The organism is Nonomuraea rosea (genome assembly GCF_039539705.1).
GTDB classification, from domain to species: Bacteria; Actinomycetota; Actinomycetes; order Streptosporangiales; family Streptosporangiaceae; genus Nonomuraea; species Nonomuraea rosea.
On sequence record NZ_BAABDQ010000001.1, the window covers coordinates 661,017 to 673,868 of the forward strand.

Below are 12,852 nucleotides of genomic sequence, written 5' to 3' on the forward strand. Positions count from 1 at the left end.
TTCGATACCAAGGACCACTCAGCGCCACACTCGGCTGCATTTCATTCCCCCACAGACGGTTCTTTAGTAAATTCCGCCAACCGTCAGTCCGTCACCTTGACATTGACCATGTCATTGCCTGCCCTTGCGCCAGTCCAGGCGTGGCGGTGGTGGCCCGAGGTTCGGTGGCGGCTCTCCGTCGCCGTTCTGGTCCTGCGGGTCGAGCGCGAGCACGGCCTCGCGCACATCCTCCAGCTCGCCGAGCGTGGTCTTGGGGAAGGTCAGGATGGCGGGGTTCGCGTCGGCCAGGCGTACGCGCCTGCCGTCGGCCGTCGCGTCCGTGACGATCACGGAGGTCGTGGGGAGCTGCTGGAGCCGGTGCGGCTCGACGAGGAACTCGCGAGAGCGCTGCAGCACGCGCTCCTTCTCCGAGATCTTGTCGGCGGTCCGCCCCCATTCGGTGGACTCGGTGATGTCTCCCACGAGATCCGCCTGGTTGTCGTCGCGCTCCTCCCTGAGGTCCTCCACCTGCGCGATGGTGGAGGTGTAGCCGCCGTCGAGGCCGGGCAGCGAGTCGCTGATCGTCTCGGTGAGCTGGGCCAGCTCCAGCCGGTGCTCCGTGCCGACGTGCTCGCTGGCGACCCGCGCGTCCTCCGCGTTGCCCAGCCGCATGAACGCGACCGCCGCGTGCCCCCTGCCGAGCCGCTCGCGCACGGTCGGCGTCAGCGACCGGTAGGTGAGGACGAGGCCGGTGCGTGAGGTCTCGCAGGCGTCCATCAGCCGGTCGAGCACGTCGCCGCGGAGCTTGTCGGCCCCCGCCACGATGATCGTGTGATACCAGGGCCGGTCGGAGGCGGGCGACTGGCGCAGGATGTGGGTGAGCGCGGTGGCCACGTAGGTGCCGAGCACCCGGTTGCCGAACACGCCCGCCTGCCGGTCCATGCTCACCACGCGGAGCCTGGCGGGCGGCAGGCGTACGGCCTCGGTGCCGAGCGTCTCCAGCTTGCGCAGCTGCGACTCCAGCGCCCAGGCCCGCTCGATCACCACCCGGTCGCTCACCCCGCGCCCGAACAGCGTGCCGATGCGTTCGAGCTGCGTGGCGGTGATCAGCCCGAACTTCAGGTCGTCGCGCGGGTCGCCCACCTGGGCCAGCGCCCGCAGCGCGGCGGTGACCTGGCTGATCGTCGCGTTCTCGCCGAGCACCTCCAGCACGCGCTCCAGGATCGCGTTGTCGAAGCTGAGATCGCGGGTGCTGCGGTGCTCTTCGCTCACGCTCACCACGTGCGCGAGCACGTCCGCGAACGCCTCAGGCTTGAGCGTGGCGCCCAGGTCGAGCTTGGGCAGGTCGACGGGCAGCACCCAGACCAGCGGATCGTCGCCGCCCTTGCGGGCCAGCTCGATCAGGTCCTTGGCGATCGCGCCCTCCGACAGGTCGAGCACGGTCAGGTGCCCGCCGCTGTAGAGCCGCGTCGCCCCTAACAACGTGATCAGCGCCGACCATCCGGGTAACGTGCCGCCCGCCACGTCGATGCGGTCGAGCTCGTCGGGCACGGCGACCGCGTACCAGGTGAGCTGCTTGTCGTGCCGCTCCTTGGACTCCTGCCACTCGCGGTAGCGCTCGGCGTGCTCCTCCTGGGCCCGGAACAGCTCCTTGTCACGTTCCTGGCGCCGGCGGTCGTCCCTGGCCTGCTGCTCCAGCACGCGGTATTTGACCGCCCTGTCGCCCTGGAGGAGCGCGTAGCTGCAGATGGCCGCCACGCCTCCGGCGGCGACGAGGCCGAGCAGCGCGAACGACCACGCAAGGTAGCCGGCCACGGCCGCGGCCACGATCAGGACGGTCAGCACGAGCATGAACACGCGGAAGACCCGGACGGGCCGGTTGAGCATGTCCTCCTGGAGGCGCTCGCGGCGCATGAGCTCCAGCTGGGCGGGGTCGGGCCCGGTGGCGGTCTGGCTCTCCTGGACGGGCGAGGGGCGCTTCGGCGGCGGCCCGGGGTCGGGGTGCAGCACGATGTACTGCCAGCCCAGGTAGATGCGGTCCGCCTGGAGCTGCGCATGCTCGGGATGCACGTCCGCCACGTGACCCTCCGGCCGCGATATGTCGTTAGGTGTAGGGGCCAGCCCTTCCGCTCCGTGACAGCGTATGAGCTACAACCCCTATAGCGGCAGGGTTCTCGGCAATTCAACCGGTCCGATGGGAGCATTGCGGCAGATGGGACAAGCGATACCTATTACCATCTTTACCCATGACGGAACCCTCCGGCGGCAGCGAGAACAAGCACCGACGCCCGGTAGTGGTGCCCGCTGTGGCCCTGACGGCGTTCACCGCCCTCGGCATCACCGCGTTGCTGGGCGGTCTCGGCGAGGCCCCGGAAGCGCCTGACCCGCTGGGCCCGGGGGCGGTGCTCGACCAGGGCCGGTTCGACACCAAGTTCGTCGAGTCACGGGTGCGGGTGGAGAAGGCCAAGTCCCGGTGGGAGGACGACAAGCGGTTCGTGGAGCTGGTCTTCGACGTCACCAACAAGGGGAACGAGACCGCCATGGTCGGGCTGCCCCCGGCCAGGCCGGACCAGGCGACGCTCACGTCCTTCGCCGGCTCGCTGGTCAAGATCACCCCGGCCTTCCCCGAGGACGCCGGCCCGTTCACGTACGCGTTGAGCAAGGGCGGCGAGACCCGCCAGCTCCATCCCGGGGTGACCAGCCAGGTCATCGTCCGTTACAAGCTCAAGGACAACGAGCAGCCGCCGGAGAAGATGACCATGGACGTGGCGGCCTTCGAGTTCGCGAGCACCTTCAACAACGTCACCCCCGAGTGGAAGATGATCTCCAAAGAGGCCGGCGACAAGGTGGTGCCGGAGATCAAGGCGCGGGTGACCCTGCCCGTCAAGAAAGGTGACGCCTCGTGACCGCCACCGAGCAACGCTCCGCCGCCGCCCCCGCCCGGCGCACCAGGCGGGCCGGGCAGTCCGGGCGCCGCCGCGGCGACGGGTCCAAGCTGCTCGGCCTGGCCGCCGGGCTGATCCTGATCGCCGGCGCCGTCGGGATGCAGACCCTCGCGCTGAACGAGGGGGACATGGGCGGCCCGCTCACCTACTCCGGTGCGAAGGGCGAGACCGTGGACGCCGGGCGCTTCACCACGCGGCTCGACTCCTTCCTCACGGCGAAGTCGATCCAGTCCGGGTCCGAGACGCTCAGGACGGACAACGTCTTCCTCATCGTCAACGCCTCCGCCAAGACCAGCCTCAAGCCCTACCACCTCGGTCAGCCGCTGCTCAAGACGTCCGACGGCAAGACGTTCGACGCCACGGACCGGGTGGACGGCAGCATGACGCTGGCCGCCAAGTGGGCGCAGCCGGACATCTGGGTCAGCGGCCGGTTCGTCTTCGAGGTCCCGGCCTCGGCGCTGCCCGGTGCGGCGGTCCGCTTCCGCCTGCCGCCGACGGCGGGGCTCCAGGAGCCGTACCAGCCGGAGATCGAGTTCGATCTCGGCCTGGACGAAGAGGGCGCGCGCAAGCTCACGGCCTCGGCGCAGGACGTCTACTCGACTGTTGAGAAGTGATCGCAGCATGAGCACGAACGACGAGCGTGACTGGTTCGCGCCCAAGCAGGACCGGGCGCCCGACCAGGACCAGCCTCCGCCGCCGCCGAGCCAGGAGCCCCCGCCCGGCCTCGGCCCGCTCTCCGGCCGTGGCGGCCCTCCCGTCGACGACCCGCACGCCACGCTCCCCGGCCAGGGCGTCCCGCCCGCGCAGGGCATGTACCCCGGCCAAGGGGCGCCAAGGGCGGAGGGCCCGCAGGCCCGGCGGCGGGCCCGTCCCGGCCGCCCGGACAGCAGGGCTTACGGGCAAGGAGCGCCGCAAGGCCCGGCCGTGCCGCCCGGCCAGTACCCCCCGCCGAGGCACGGCGCGCCGCAGGGCCCCGGGCTGGGGCAGGTCACGCCGGGCCGTGGCCGGCACACCCATCCGGACCAGCAGGTCTGGCCGCCCTTCCAGCGCGAGCCCGCCGGCGGCGCCACCCAGCCACTTCCCGCTGTACGACTCCCCGCGCCGCCCCCGGCCGGCCCCCCTCCCCAGGGCGCTCAGGCGCCGGCACCGCCGGGCGACCGGCAGAACCCGCCGCCCCATGCCTCGCCGCAGCCCCCTCCCGTGGGTCCGCCCCCTCCCCAGCCCGCGGCGGCCGACGCCCCGCGTCCGCCGCGCCGCCGCCGCAGGCTGCTGATCGCCGCCGGCGCCGTCGCGGTGTCACTGGCCATCACGGCCGCGACCACCTACGACGGCTACGTCATCTACAACAGGGAGATCACGAGGGATCTCCCTGTCGTCGAGACGGCCGTCGCCGCCGGCCAGGCGGGCAAGGCCTACAACATCGAGTGGAAGGCCGCGCTCTCGCCGATGAAGGCCCCGGCGGGCACCAAGCACGGCCCCGAGGTCGCGTGGCTGCGGGTGGACATCACGGAGAAGATCCTCGACGAGGGCCACGCCACCATGACCGCGCTGCCCACGCTGACCAAGCTGACCGACCGCGCCGGCCGCACCTGGACCGTGCAGATCAAACGGGAGGGCGACGAATACCTGGGCGACAAGCTGGACGTCGGCAGAGAGTACAAGATCATCGGGGCGGCCGTCGTGCCGGTCGCGGTGGTGAACGAGGTCGAGCTCAGCTTCAAGCCGAGCACCTATCGCTCGGACACCCCGACCGAGGACCTGTTCAAGCTGGACAAGGTGCAGAAATTGGAGACCGACAGCATCGTCCTGCGGTTCAGACGTCGGTGAGCGGCTCGCCCTTGAGGCGGGCCCTGGTGGCCGCGATGTCGTACGCGGCCGCCAGCAACGCCATGGTGAGCACGGTCACGATCATCTCGCGGAGGAACGACACCGGCGCCTCCTGATAGGCCCACACCCATTCCTCGCGCGAGCCGACGAGCGTGATCACGGCCCGCTGGGCGTAGTCGCCGGCCACCTTGATCGACACGTAGCACAGGCACAGCATGCCGAAGAGCGGGAAACCGCTCCTGAAGACGATCCGCAGAGAGTTCGCCAGCGGCAGCCACCGGTCCCTGAACCCGCCGGTCAGCTGGTCGAACGACCTCTGGGTGAGGTCGTGACTTCCTTCGAGCCGGTCCACGCCCTTCTCCAGACGGGTGCCCTTGACCAGGGTGCGGGTCTCGTCGGAGTAGGCGCCGAAGACGAGCATCGCCACGGTGAGCCAGGCCAGCGGGACCGCGACGGCGCTGAGGATCAGCGGCCAGTACTCGCCGAACCAGCTCGCGACGGCCTCCCACAACGGCACGCTCTTCCTGGCCTCGGTCCAGACCTCCTGCGTGTTGGCGACCACGTTCCTGTGCGACATCCACTCCGAGCGCGCCGTGCCGATGGCGACGGTGGCGTTCAGACCGTAGAAGACGAACGCGAACTCCGACAGGGCGCCGAGGACGCCGTAGAACTTGCCCTTGTTCTTCTCCACGAACTTGGCGAACAGCATCTTCAGCCCGAAGGTGACGGCCATCGCCCCGAGCGAGACGCGCCAGTCGAGGTCGATGAGCCCTCTGCCGACATCGGTTCCCTCGCCGAACCATCCGGCGCCCGTCAGGTCGTAGAAGTGGTGGGCGATGTCCATCTGATAGACGTCCCTGGCATCCTCCGTCTGGAATCCCCATGCCAGGTAGAGCACCGCGAAGGCCGGGGCGACCCGGTCCAGCATCCGGTAGAAGTGCTCGTCCTGCACGCCGTCCGCGGCCCTGGCCCGCATCTCCCACAGCGCGCTGCGCAGCGTGTAGAGCATGCCGGTCGCGACCGTCAGCGCGGACAGGACGATGAGCGTCAGCAGCGTCATGACGGCGACCAGGCGGACCTGCCTGAAGTCGCCGTAGGCCACCTCGGTGGCGCCGTACAACAGCGCGAAGCGCGCCAGCTCCCCGGCGGCGAACCAGAGGATCAAGGGCAGCGCGCATCTCCCTGCGAGGCGAAGCGCGTGCAGGGGCAGCGAGTACGGCGACGGCATCCGCTGAGCCGGTGTGGGCCCAGGTTGCGGCGGCGCCATCACACCTGTCGAACCGGACATCTGTGGAATCGTATCGGTCTGCCCCTTGTGCCGCAGCCGCAACTCCTGAAAAGCGCTACTCTCGGCGCACGGATCATGAACGCGCGGCGACCATCCGGCGTCGCCACAGAAGAATTATCCGTACTGATTCCCGGACACGAAGCCCGATGCGTGCGGCAACATGGCGGTATGGAGCCGCTGCCCGCGTTCGATACCGACCCGGTGATTGTGGGAGATCGGCTGCGGCGGCTCAGGCAGGCGCGCGGCGTGTCGCTGTCCGAGCTGGCCAAGCGAGCCGGTATCGGCAAGGCCACCCTGTCGGGCGTCGAGACGGGCACCCGCAACCCGACCCTGGAGACGCTCTGGGCGATCACCGCGCAGCTCGGCGTGCCCATCGGGGCGATACTCGACACACCGGCCGAGCCGCAGATCATGCGCGGCACGGCGATGGAGGCCGAGCTGCTGGAGGTGTTCGAGGACGACCGCGTCACCTACGAGCTCTACCGCGTACGCGTGCCGCCCGGCCTCACCCAGACCTCGCCCGCGCACCACGAGGGCGTCAGCGAGCACGTCACGGTCTTCAGCGGCACGCTGAGCGCGGGGCCCATCGACGAGCCGCTCACGGCCGGGCCGGGCGACCACATCTCGTGGGCCTCCAACGTGCCGCACGGCTACCGGGCGCACGGCCCGGACATCGTGCGCGCCACGCTCCTCATGCGCTACCCGACCAAGCCGCCCTCCTGAGCGGGCCTGCAGGTGCGGCAGGGACGGTAACCCGCCGCCCTGGCCTGGGCGATGCTGCGGAACCCGTGCCGGTGCCTCGGCGTGATCCGCCTGGCGTTGTGGCAGGTCGGGAAGCAGACCACGCCCGTGGTGTCGCTGGCCAGGTAGAACACCCGCTCGCCGGCCAGCTCGCGGACCCGGTCCAGGTCCACGCCCTCGGCCAGCAGCAGCCGCTCCTTGGCCGCCGGGCCGAACACGTAGTCCCCCGCGACGCCGTCGGACCTGGTGACCCGATGGCAGGGGATCAGCAGCGGCACCGGGTTGTTGCCGAGCGCCGTGCCCACCGCGCGCACGGCCGTGGGCCTGCCGATCTGCGCCGCGATCCACGCGTACGGGCGGACCTCGCCGCGCGGGATCGTACGGGCCGCGTTCAGCACGTCCCGCTGGAAATCGCTCAGCCCGCGCAGATCCAGCCGCAGCCCGGACGACCGGCCCGTGCGCAGGGCGGGCAGCAGCCCGGCGGGCGGCCGCTCGGCGGCCAGCAGCGGGCGGCCGAAGCGCTTCCTGAACGCCGGGGCGAACCCCTCACCCGCGTGCACGTACGCGACGCCCTGGTCGGTGAACGCGACCCGCAGCTCCCCGATCGGCGCGGGCACGCTCACCCAGCGGGCGGCGATCCGATCGAGCAGCCCGTCCGGCGCGTCGGCGGCCAGCGCCGCGAGTCCGGTGATCAGCGGATCTTTGGTCATCGGGCACCTCCCATTGCTCGTAGCCGCTTCAACCCCCGCGAGACGTGCGATTTGACCGTACCCTGCGGGATCTTGAGCACTTCTGCGATCTCACTGACCGGCAGGTCCACGACGTGCCTGAGCACGACCGCCGCCCGCTGTTCTTCGGGCAGCCGGCCGAGCAGCTCGGCCAGCTCGTCGCCGGTCTCGCGGCGCACCGCCGCCGCCTCCACGCCCTCGCCGGGATCGACGGTGTCGACCGGCTCGTCACGCAGGTCGGGCGGCGGTTTGCGGGACTTGGTGCGGGCGCAGTTGCGCCAGACGTTCATCAGGATCGTCATCAGCCAGGCTCGCGGCTGAAGCGCGGCGATCCGGTCGGCGTCGTAGCCGGCCAGCGCGCGGTAGGCCCGCAGGAACGCCTCTGCGGTGAGATCCTCGGCGTCGGCCCAGCGCCCGCTCAGCCGCAGCGCGGTCGAGAAGACCAGGCCGCGATGGGCGCCGTACAGCTCGGCGAACCCCTCGTCGAGGTCGTCGAGCAGCGCCTTACGCACCGGGTCGAGACAGTCGATGTCACTCACATGGGATACAACACCGCCGTATGCGCTTTCGTTGCAGCCGTTCCCAAGAGAAAAGGTGAAGCCCGCGTCCGAGAGGACGCGGGCTTCACCTTCAGCTTGGCTAGACGGCCACCGCGAGCTGGGCGACCTCGCCCAGCTTGGCCTCGACCTGGATGTCCCTGGTGACGCCGCCGCCCGCGATGATGCGGACGGTCCAGTCACCGGGAGCGGCGAAGAAGCGGAAGACGCCGTCGTCGGAGACCACGACCTCGCCGGTGAACTCACCGGACTGGTCGAGCAGGCGGGCGTAGGCCGTGCCCGCCCCGGTCACGATGCCCTGGATGACCGCCTGGTTCGACAGGTCGATCCCGGCGGGCAGGGCGATCGTCTGCTCCGGCGCTCCGCAACCCTGTGCAGCCGTCATCAGCGGGCCTCCCCCAGCTCGATCGGCACGCCCACGAGCGAGCCGTACTCGGTCCACGATCCGTCGTAGTTCTTCACGTTGGTCTGCTCGAGGATCTCGTGCAGCACGAACCACGTGTGCGCCGAGCGCTCGCCGATGCGGCAGTAGGCGATGGTGTCCTTGCCGAAGTCGACCCCGGCCTCGCCGTAGAGCGAGCGCAGGTCGTCGTCGGACTTGAACGTGCCGTCGTCGTTGGCCGCCTTGGACCACGGGATGTTGCGGGCGGTGGGCACGTGGCCGCCGCGCTGCGCCTGCTCCTGCGGGAGGTGCGCGGGAGCGAGCAGCTTGCCGGTGAACTCGTCGGGCGAGCGCACGTCGACCAGGTTGAGCTTGCCGATGGCGGTCACCACGTCGTCGCGGAAGGCGCGGATCGCGGAGTCCTGCTCCTGCGCGGTGTACTGCGTCTTGGCGCGCTCGGGGACATCACGCACGAGCTCGCGCGAGTCGAGCTCCCACTTCTTGCGGCCGCCGTCGAGCAGCTTGACGTCCTGGTGGCCGTAGAGCTTGAAGTACCAGTAGGCGTAGGCGGCGAACCAGTTGTTGTTGCCGCCGTAGAGCACGACGGTGTCGTCGTTGGCGATGCCGCGATCCGACAGCAGGGCCTCGAAACCGGTCTTGTCCACGAAGTCGCGGCGGACCGGGTCCTGCAGGTCCTGCCTCCAGTCGACCTTCACGGCGCCACGGATGTGGCCCTTGTCGTAGGCGCTGACGTCCTCATCGACCTCGACGAGAACGACTCCGGGGGTGTCGAGGTTGGCCTCGACCCATTCGGCGTCCACCAGGGCGGCGGAGCGGCTCATTGGGAAACCTCCATTTTGGCGGCGGGCAGTAGACGGCGAAGGAGCAGGTACGTTTCGCAGCCGAGGCAGAATCCGAAGGCTGCGTTGAGGAAAGCGGCGAGGAGAGCCGCGGCCGTGGCCACGAGGGCCAGCGGCGTGATTCCCGTGAGATATCCGATCAGGCCCACGACCGCGAAGGCCAGCCCGACACCCTGCGCGAAGCGCGGCGGGCGGGCATCCTCGGTCTCCTTCGGGGCGCTCTTGACGAACGCTTTGAAGAGCATCGTGTACGGCGAGCGATAGATGACCCCGAGCGCGAAGACCACCGCCTGGAAGGCGAGCAGCCACACGCTTCCCGTCACCAGGACGACGGCGAGGACCAAGGTGGTGATGGCCGCGCCGAAGCGCAGCGCTCTAGGATCGGCACGCATCGCAGGATGCTCCTGAAGGGTTCGATTGGAGCGGATCGGATGTCCGCGAGATCGTCCTCAGGCAGCGCGACAGAGCGCGGTGGACACGCGGCAAAAATCAACCGCGCGCCGCTTCGTCAGCAGCTCTGTCGATGGGTTCATAGCGACGACACTACTCGGCGTCTCGGCATCTGTCACATGTCGTCCGGTTGGTGAGACGACTCGTGAGACGCCGCGCAGTCATGTCCCCGGTACGGCGTCGGCGAGCGCGGCCAGGACCTCGGCCTTGCGTGGCTGGCCAGAGGCTCGTTTGACGATGTTCCCCGACGGGTCGAGCACCAGGACCGTCGGCGTCCGCATGATGTCCAGCCGGCGTACGAGGTCCAGCCGGGACTCCGCGTCCACCTCGACGTGACGCACGCCCGGCACGATCGCGCTCACGTCGGCGAGGATCCGCCTGGTGGCCCGGCACGGCTGGCAGAACGCCGTCGAGAACTGCACGAGCGTGGCGCGCTCGCCCAGCTCGTCGCCGAGGTCGGCCGCGCTGAGCCGGTGCGCGCCGTCGCCGGAGTCGCCGGAGCCAGTGGAGTCGCTGATGTCACGCACCCGTCCGTCGCGGCGCAGGCGGACCACCCCGATCAGCGAACCGAGCGCCAGCGTCACCAGCGCCACCCAGAATCCCGTCATCCACCCGTGCAACCGCCGGCGGCCGCGAATGCTTCCCCCGCCGGCTACTTCGGGGCCGGCTACTTCGGCACCGGGACCTTGACGAGCACCTTCCCCGCCTGGTCGACGATCTCGAACCGGGCGATCTCCCGCATCCGCATCGACGTCATGCGCTTGAACGCGGCCTTGCCCTGGTAGCTGTCCCGGCTGACGATCCAGCTCTCGGTGCTCTCGCGCCGCCCGTCCTTACCCACGATCACGAGGCTGCAGGTCGTGTCGACCGGCACGCCGGTGACGCGCACGCCCAGCTCCGTGCCCTCGTCGTCCGGCCAGGCGAGCACGGTGGCGTAGTACTCCCTGACCTCGTTCTCGCCGGAGAACTCCCGGCCGTCCACGGCCTTCTTCGGGGTCTTCCGCGGCGCGGGCGACTTGCTCACGGACGGCCTGGGAGAGGCGGACGGCTGAGGCTCGTCGAAGGCCTTCGCCCTGATCTCGGAGTCCTGGGCCGCCTCCGGCGCCGCCTGCGACCGGGCCGCCGCGGGCGCCGCCGCGCTGCTCTCCTGCGGGCTCGATCCGGTCTGCACGACCGTCCAGACCGTGCCGCTCACGGCCAGCACCGCGACGGACGCGGCGACGGCCAGCAGCATGCGGCCCCGCCTGCTGCGCTTGGCGCGGGCGTTCAGCAGCCGGTCGAGCACCTGCCGCGGCGGGCTGGACACCAGCTCGACGTCGCGCTCGGACACCTTGCCCAGGAACGAGGCCACTCCTTCGAGATCGAGCAGCTCGGCCCCGCACGCCTCGCACGTGGCCAGATGGTCGTCGATCTCCAGCGCCTCTTCGGGGTCGAGCGCGCCCAGCGCGTGCGCGCCCAGGGCCAGCCGTACCTCCTCGCACGTCATCGTCACGGCGCCAGCCCCCGCTCTTCGAGCGCCAGCTTCAGCGCCCGCAACGCGTAGTAGGTGCGTGATTTGACCGTGCCTGGCGGAATGCCCAGCGTCGCCGACGCCTCCTTCACCGATCGCCCCCGGTAGTAGACCTCCATCAGCACCTCGCGATGCTCCTGCCGCAGCACGGCCAGCGCCTCCGCCACGGCCCACGACTCGACCGCGCGCTCCAGCTCGTCGTCGGCCGGCAGCACCGCCAGCGCCTCGTCGCCCGTCTCCGGCGGCCTGGCCTTCCTGGCCCGGTGCTGGTCGACGACGAGGTTACGGGCCACCGTGAACAGCCACGCGCGAATGGGCCGGTCGGACAACGCCTCGGGATGGCGCCAGGCCCGCACAAGCGTCTCCTGCACCACGTCCTCAGCCCGCCCAGAGTCACCGGTCAGTCGCAGAACGTAGCCGTACAAGGGCCCGGCGTGCTCGTCGAAGAGGGTCCTCACGAGTTCCTCGTCGGCGGTGCCGGCTGCGCTCACATCCTCATCACGTACGACGGGGCGCAGCGGTTCAATGTCATCCACGAAGCGGCACGTCAGACGCTTCGGCAGCGAACTCCAGCCCTTCGGCCACGCTGCGCACCCCCGTCACCCGCACGTCGAAGGGCAGCTTCCCCTTGAACGGGATCGTGTACGAGACGAACTGCGCGAGCTGGGCCGGCACGCCCTTGATCTTCTCGGCCTGGAGCTTGATGCCCCCGTCGGCCACCAGGACTTTCATCTCGGCACTGAACTTCACCTTGTTCACCCCCACCATCACCTCGCCCGACGCGACCAGCCGCTGCCCGTTGCCGCTGATCTTGACTCCTTGCGGCGCGTACTTGTCGATGGTCGCGCTGGTCAAGGTGCCGCTGATGGTCACGCGCCGGGCTTGGATGTTGGCTCTGTTCTGGAGGACGTCGGCCAGGGGTGCCGTCACGTCGTAGGCGGCGCCCCGCAGGTTCTTCACCGGTACGCCCCCGTAGGTGAGCGTGCCGAGATTGAACCGTACCTCCGGATAGCGGCCGGAGATGGCCTGTGTGAGAAATGGGATGCCCTCAATCGTCACCGTGGGCGTGCCCGAGAGATCGGACGCGGCGGCGATCCTGTTCGCGAGATCGCGCTCCACCCCTGCGACGGCGACCCGGTCCACGGCGACAAGGAGGATGATCAGCACGATCAGAAAGATGGCCAGCTTGCGCATGGGGCTCCCTGTCTGGGGCGGGGGTCAAGAGCCTATCGATTGGCATCACCCATTCCCCCGCAAAGCGTTCGATCACCCGCCGGCGAAGGGCGGCAGCACCTCCACGGTCGCGCCGTCGCCGAGAACCACCTCGTCATGCGGCCGTCTGCCGACCGGCGAACCGTCCACGAGGAACGAGCAACGGCCCATCACCTTGGCCAGATCTGCACGATTTTGTGTGATTTTCGTCATGAGTTCACCAAGAGTGACCGCTTCGAACGGTTCCTCCGCGACCCCGGCTGCTTCCTTCGCCGCGGCCCAATAGCGTATTTTTCCTGTGCCCATGCCATCCTCACAATCAGTTTCCGCCCTATTGTGCGCCGCCCTTAACAATCTTGTTTCAGGAGACGCG

17 protein-coding genes are annotated in these 12,852 nt (G+C 69.8%); 4 read left to right on the plus strand and 13 right to left on the minus strand.

Annotation, left to right across the window (positions count from 1 at the left end; translation table 11 throughout):
- Positions 1-111: 111 nt before the first annotated feature.
- A complete protein-coding gene (locus ABEA43_RS03230) occupies positions 112-2,058 on the minus strand; it encodes a hypothetical protein (protein WP_345558425.1) in 1,947 nt (648 codons plus the stop codon).
- Positions 2,059-2,225: 167 nt separating this feature from the next.
- Here ABEA43_RS03230 and ABEA43_RS03235 point away from each other — a divergent pair, with 167 nt between their 5' ends.
- The 3 genes from ABEA43_RS03235 to ABEA43_RS03245 are packed head-to-tail and all read left to right on the plus strand — an operon-like array spanning position 2,226 to position 4,751.
- Positions 2,226-2,885: a hypothetical protein gene (locus ABEA43_RS03235; protein WP_345558426.1), complete on the plus strand. Its 660-nt coding sequence runs from the start codon at positions 2,226-2,228 to the stop codon at positions 2,883-2,885.
- Positions 2,882-3,538 carry a hypothetical protein gene (locus tag ABEA43_RS03240; protein ID WP_345558428.1) on the plus strand — a complete coding sequence of 219 codons (657 nt, stop codon included), beginning with the start codon at positions 2,882-2,884 and terminating at the stop codon, positions 3,536-3,538. Before ABEA43_RS03235 ends, ABEA43_RS03240 begins: the two co-directional genes overlap by 4 nt.
- Positions 3,539-3,545: 7 nt before the next feature.
- Positions 3,546-4,751 (plus strand): hypothetical protein, encoded by a 1,206-nt coding sequence (locus tag ABEA43_RS03245; RefSeq protein ID WP_345558429.1) that lies wholly within the window; start codon positions 3,546-3,548, stop codon positions 4,749-4,751.
- On the opposite strand, the gene ABEA43_RS03250 is transcribed toward ABEA43_RS03245, so the two are convergent.
- Positions 4,738-6,039 (minus strand): hypothetical protein, encoded by a 1,302-nt coding sequence (locus tag ABEA43_RS03250; protein WP_345558431.1) that lies wholly within the window; start codon positions 6,037-6,039, stop codon positions 4,738-4,740. The two genes, ABEA43_RS03245 and ABEA43_RS03250, sit on opposite strands and share 14 nt — an antisense overlap.
- A gap of 168 nt (positions 6,040-6,207) precedes the next feature.
- Between ABEA43_RS03250 and ABEA43_RS03255 the strand changes: the two genes are divergently transcribed.
- Positions 6,208-6,762, plus strand: a complete 555-nt coding sequence (locus ABEA43_RS03255) for a helix-turn-helix domain-containing protein (RefSeq protein WP_345558433.1) — start codon at positions 6,208-6,210, stop codon at positions 6,760-6,762.
- On the opposite strand, the gene ABEA43_RS03260 is transcribed toward ABEA43_RS03255, so the two are convergent.
- From ABEA43_RS03260 to ABEA43_RS03305, 11 genes are all read right to left on the minus strand, one after another.
- Positions 6,738-7,490, minus strand: coding sequence for a methylated-DNA--[protein]-cysteine S-methyltransferase (locus ABEA43_RS03260; protein WP_345558435.1), 753 nt, complete (start codon positions 7,488-7,490; stop codon positions 6,738-6,740). The genes ABEA43_RS03255 and ABEA43_RS03260 overlap by 25 nt on opposite strands.
- Complete coding sequence (locus tag ABEA43_RS03265; RefSeq protein WP_345558437.1) at positions 7,487-8,047, minus strand: RNA polymerase sigma factor; 561 nt, start codon at positions 8,045-8,047, stop codon at positions 7,487-7,489. Before ABEA43_RS03265 ends, ABEA43_RS03260 begins: the two co-directional genes overlap by 4 nt.
- A 100-nt stretch (positions 8,048-8,147) precedes the next feature.
- On the minus strand, positions 8,148-8,450 hold the full coding sequence (locus ABEA43_RS03270; RefSeq protein WP_345558439.1) for a DUF1416 domain-containing protein: 303 nt from the start codon (positions 8,448-8,450) through the stop codon (positions 8,148-8,150).
- Positions 8,450-9,289: a sulfurtransferase gene (locus ABEA43_RS03275; protein ID WP_345558441.1), complete on the minus strand. Its 840-nt coding sequence runs from the start codon at positions 9,287-9,289 to the stop codon at positions 8,450-8,452. The genes ABEA43_RS03270 and ABEA43_RS03275 overlap by 1 nt, the downstream gene beginning before the upstream one ends.
- Positions 9,286-9,699, minus strand: a complete 414-nt coding sequence (locus ABEA43_RS03280; protein WP_345558443.1) for a DUF4395 domain-containing protein — start codon at positions 9,697-9,699, stop codon at positions 9,286-9,288. Before ABEA43_RS03280 ends, ABEA43_RS03275 begins: the two co-directional genes overlap by 4 nt.
- A gap of 57 nt (positions 9,700-9,756) precedes the next feature.
- Positions 9,757-9,840, minus strand: a complete 84-nt coding sequence (locus ABEA43_RS68095; protein ID WP_425570156.1) for a putative leader peptide — start codon at positions 9,838-9,840, stop codon at positions 9,757-9,759.
- Positions 9,841-9,918: 78 nt separating this feature from the next.
- Positions 9,919-10,365, minus strand: a complete 447-nt coding sequence (locus tag ABEA43_RS03285; RefSeq protein WP_345558445.1) for a TlpA family protein disulfide reductase — start codon at positions 10,363-10,365, stop codon at positions 9,919-9,921.
- A 59-nt stretch (positions 10,366-10,424) separates the two neighbouring features.
- On the minus strand, positions 10,425-11,243 hold the full coding sequence (locus tag ABEA43_RS03290; protein ID WP_345558783.1) for an anti-sigma factor family protein: 819 nt from the start codon (positions 11,241-11,243) through the stop codon (positions 10,425-10,427).
- A 2-nt stretch (positions 11,244-11,245) separates the two neighbouring features.
- The gene (locus ABEA43_RS03295; RefSeq protein WP_425570157.1) at positions 11,246-11,794 is read right to left on the minus strand and encodes a sigma-70 family RNA polymerase sigma factor; all 549 of its coding nucleotides are present in this window, start codon (positions 11,792-11,794) and stop codon (positions 11,246-11,248) included.
- 1 nt (position 11,795) lies between these two features.
- Positions 11,796-12,461 carry an LmeA family phospholipid-binding protein gene (locus ABEA43_RS03300; protein ID WP_345558447.1) on the minus strand — a complete coding sequence of 222 codons (666 nt, stop codon included), beginning with the start codon at positions 12,459-12,461 and terminating at the stop codon, positions 11,796-11,798.
- 72 nt (positions 12,462-12,533) lie between these two features.
- The gene (locus ABEA43_RS03305) at positions 12,534-12,785 is read right to left on the minus strand and encodes a MoaD/ThiS family protein (RefSeq protein WP_345558450.1); all 252 of its coding nucleotides are present in this window, start codon (positions 12,783-12,785) and stop codon (positions 12,534-12,536) included.
- Positions 12,786-12,852 lie beyond the last annotated feature (67 nt).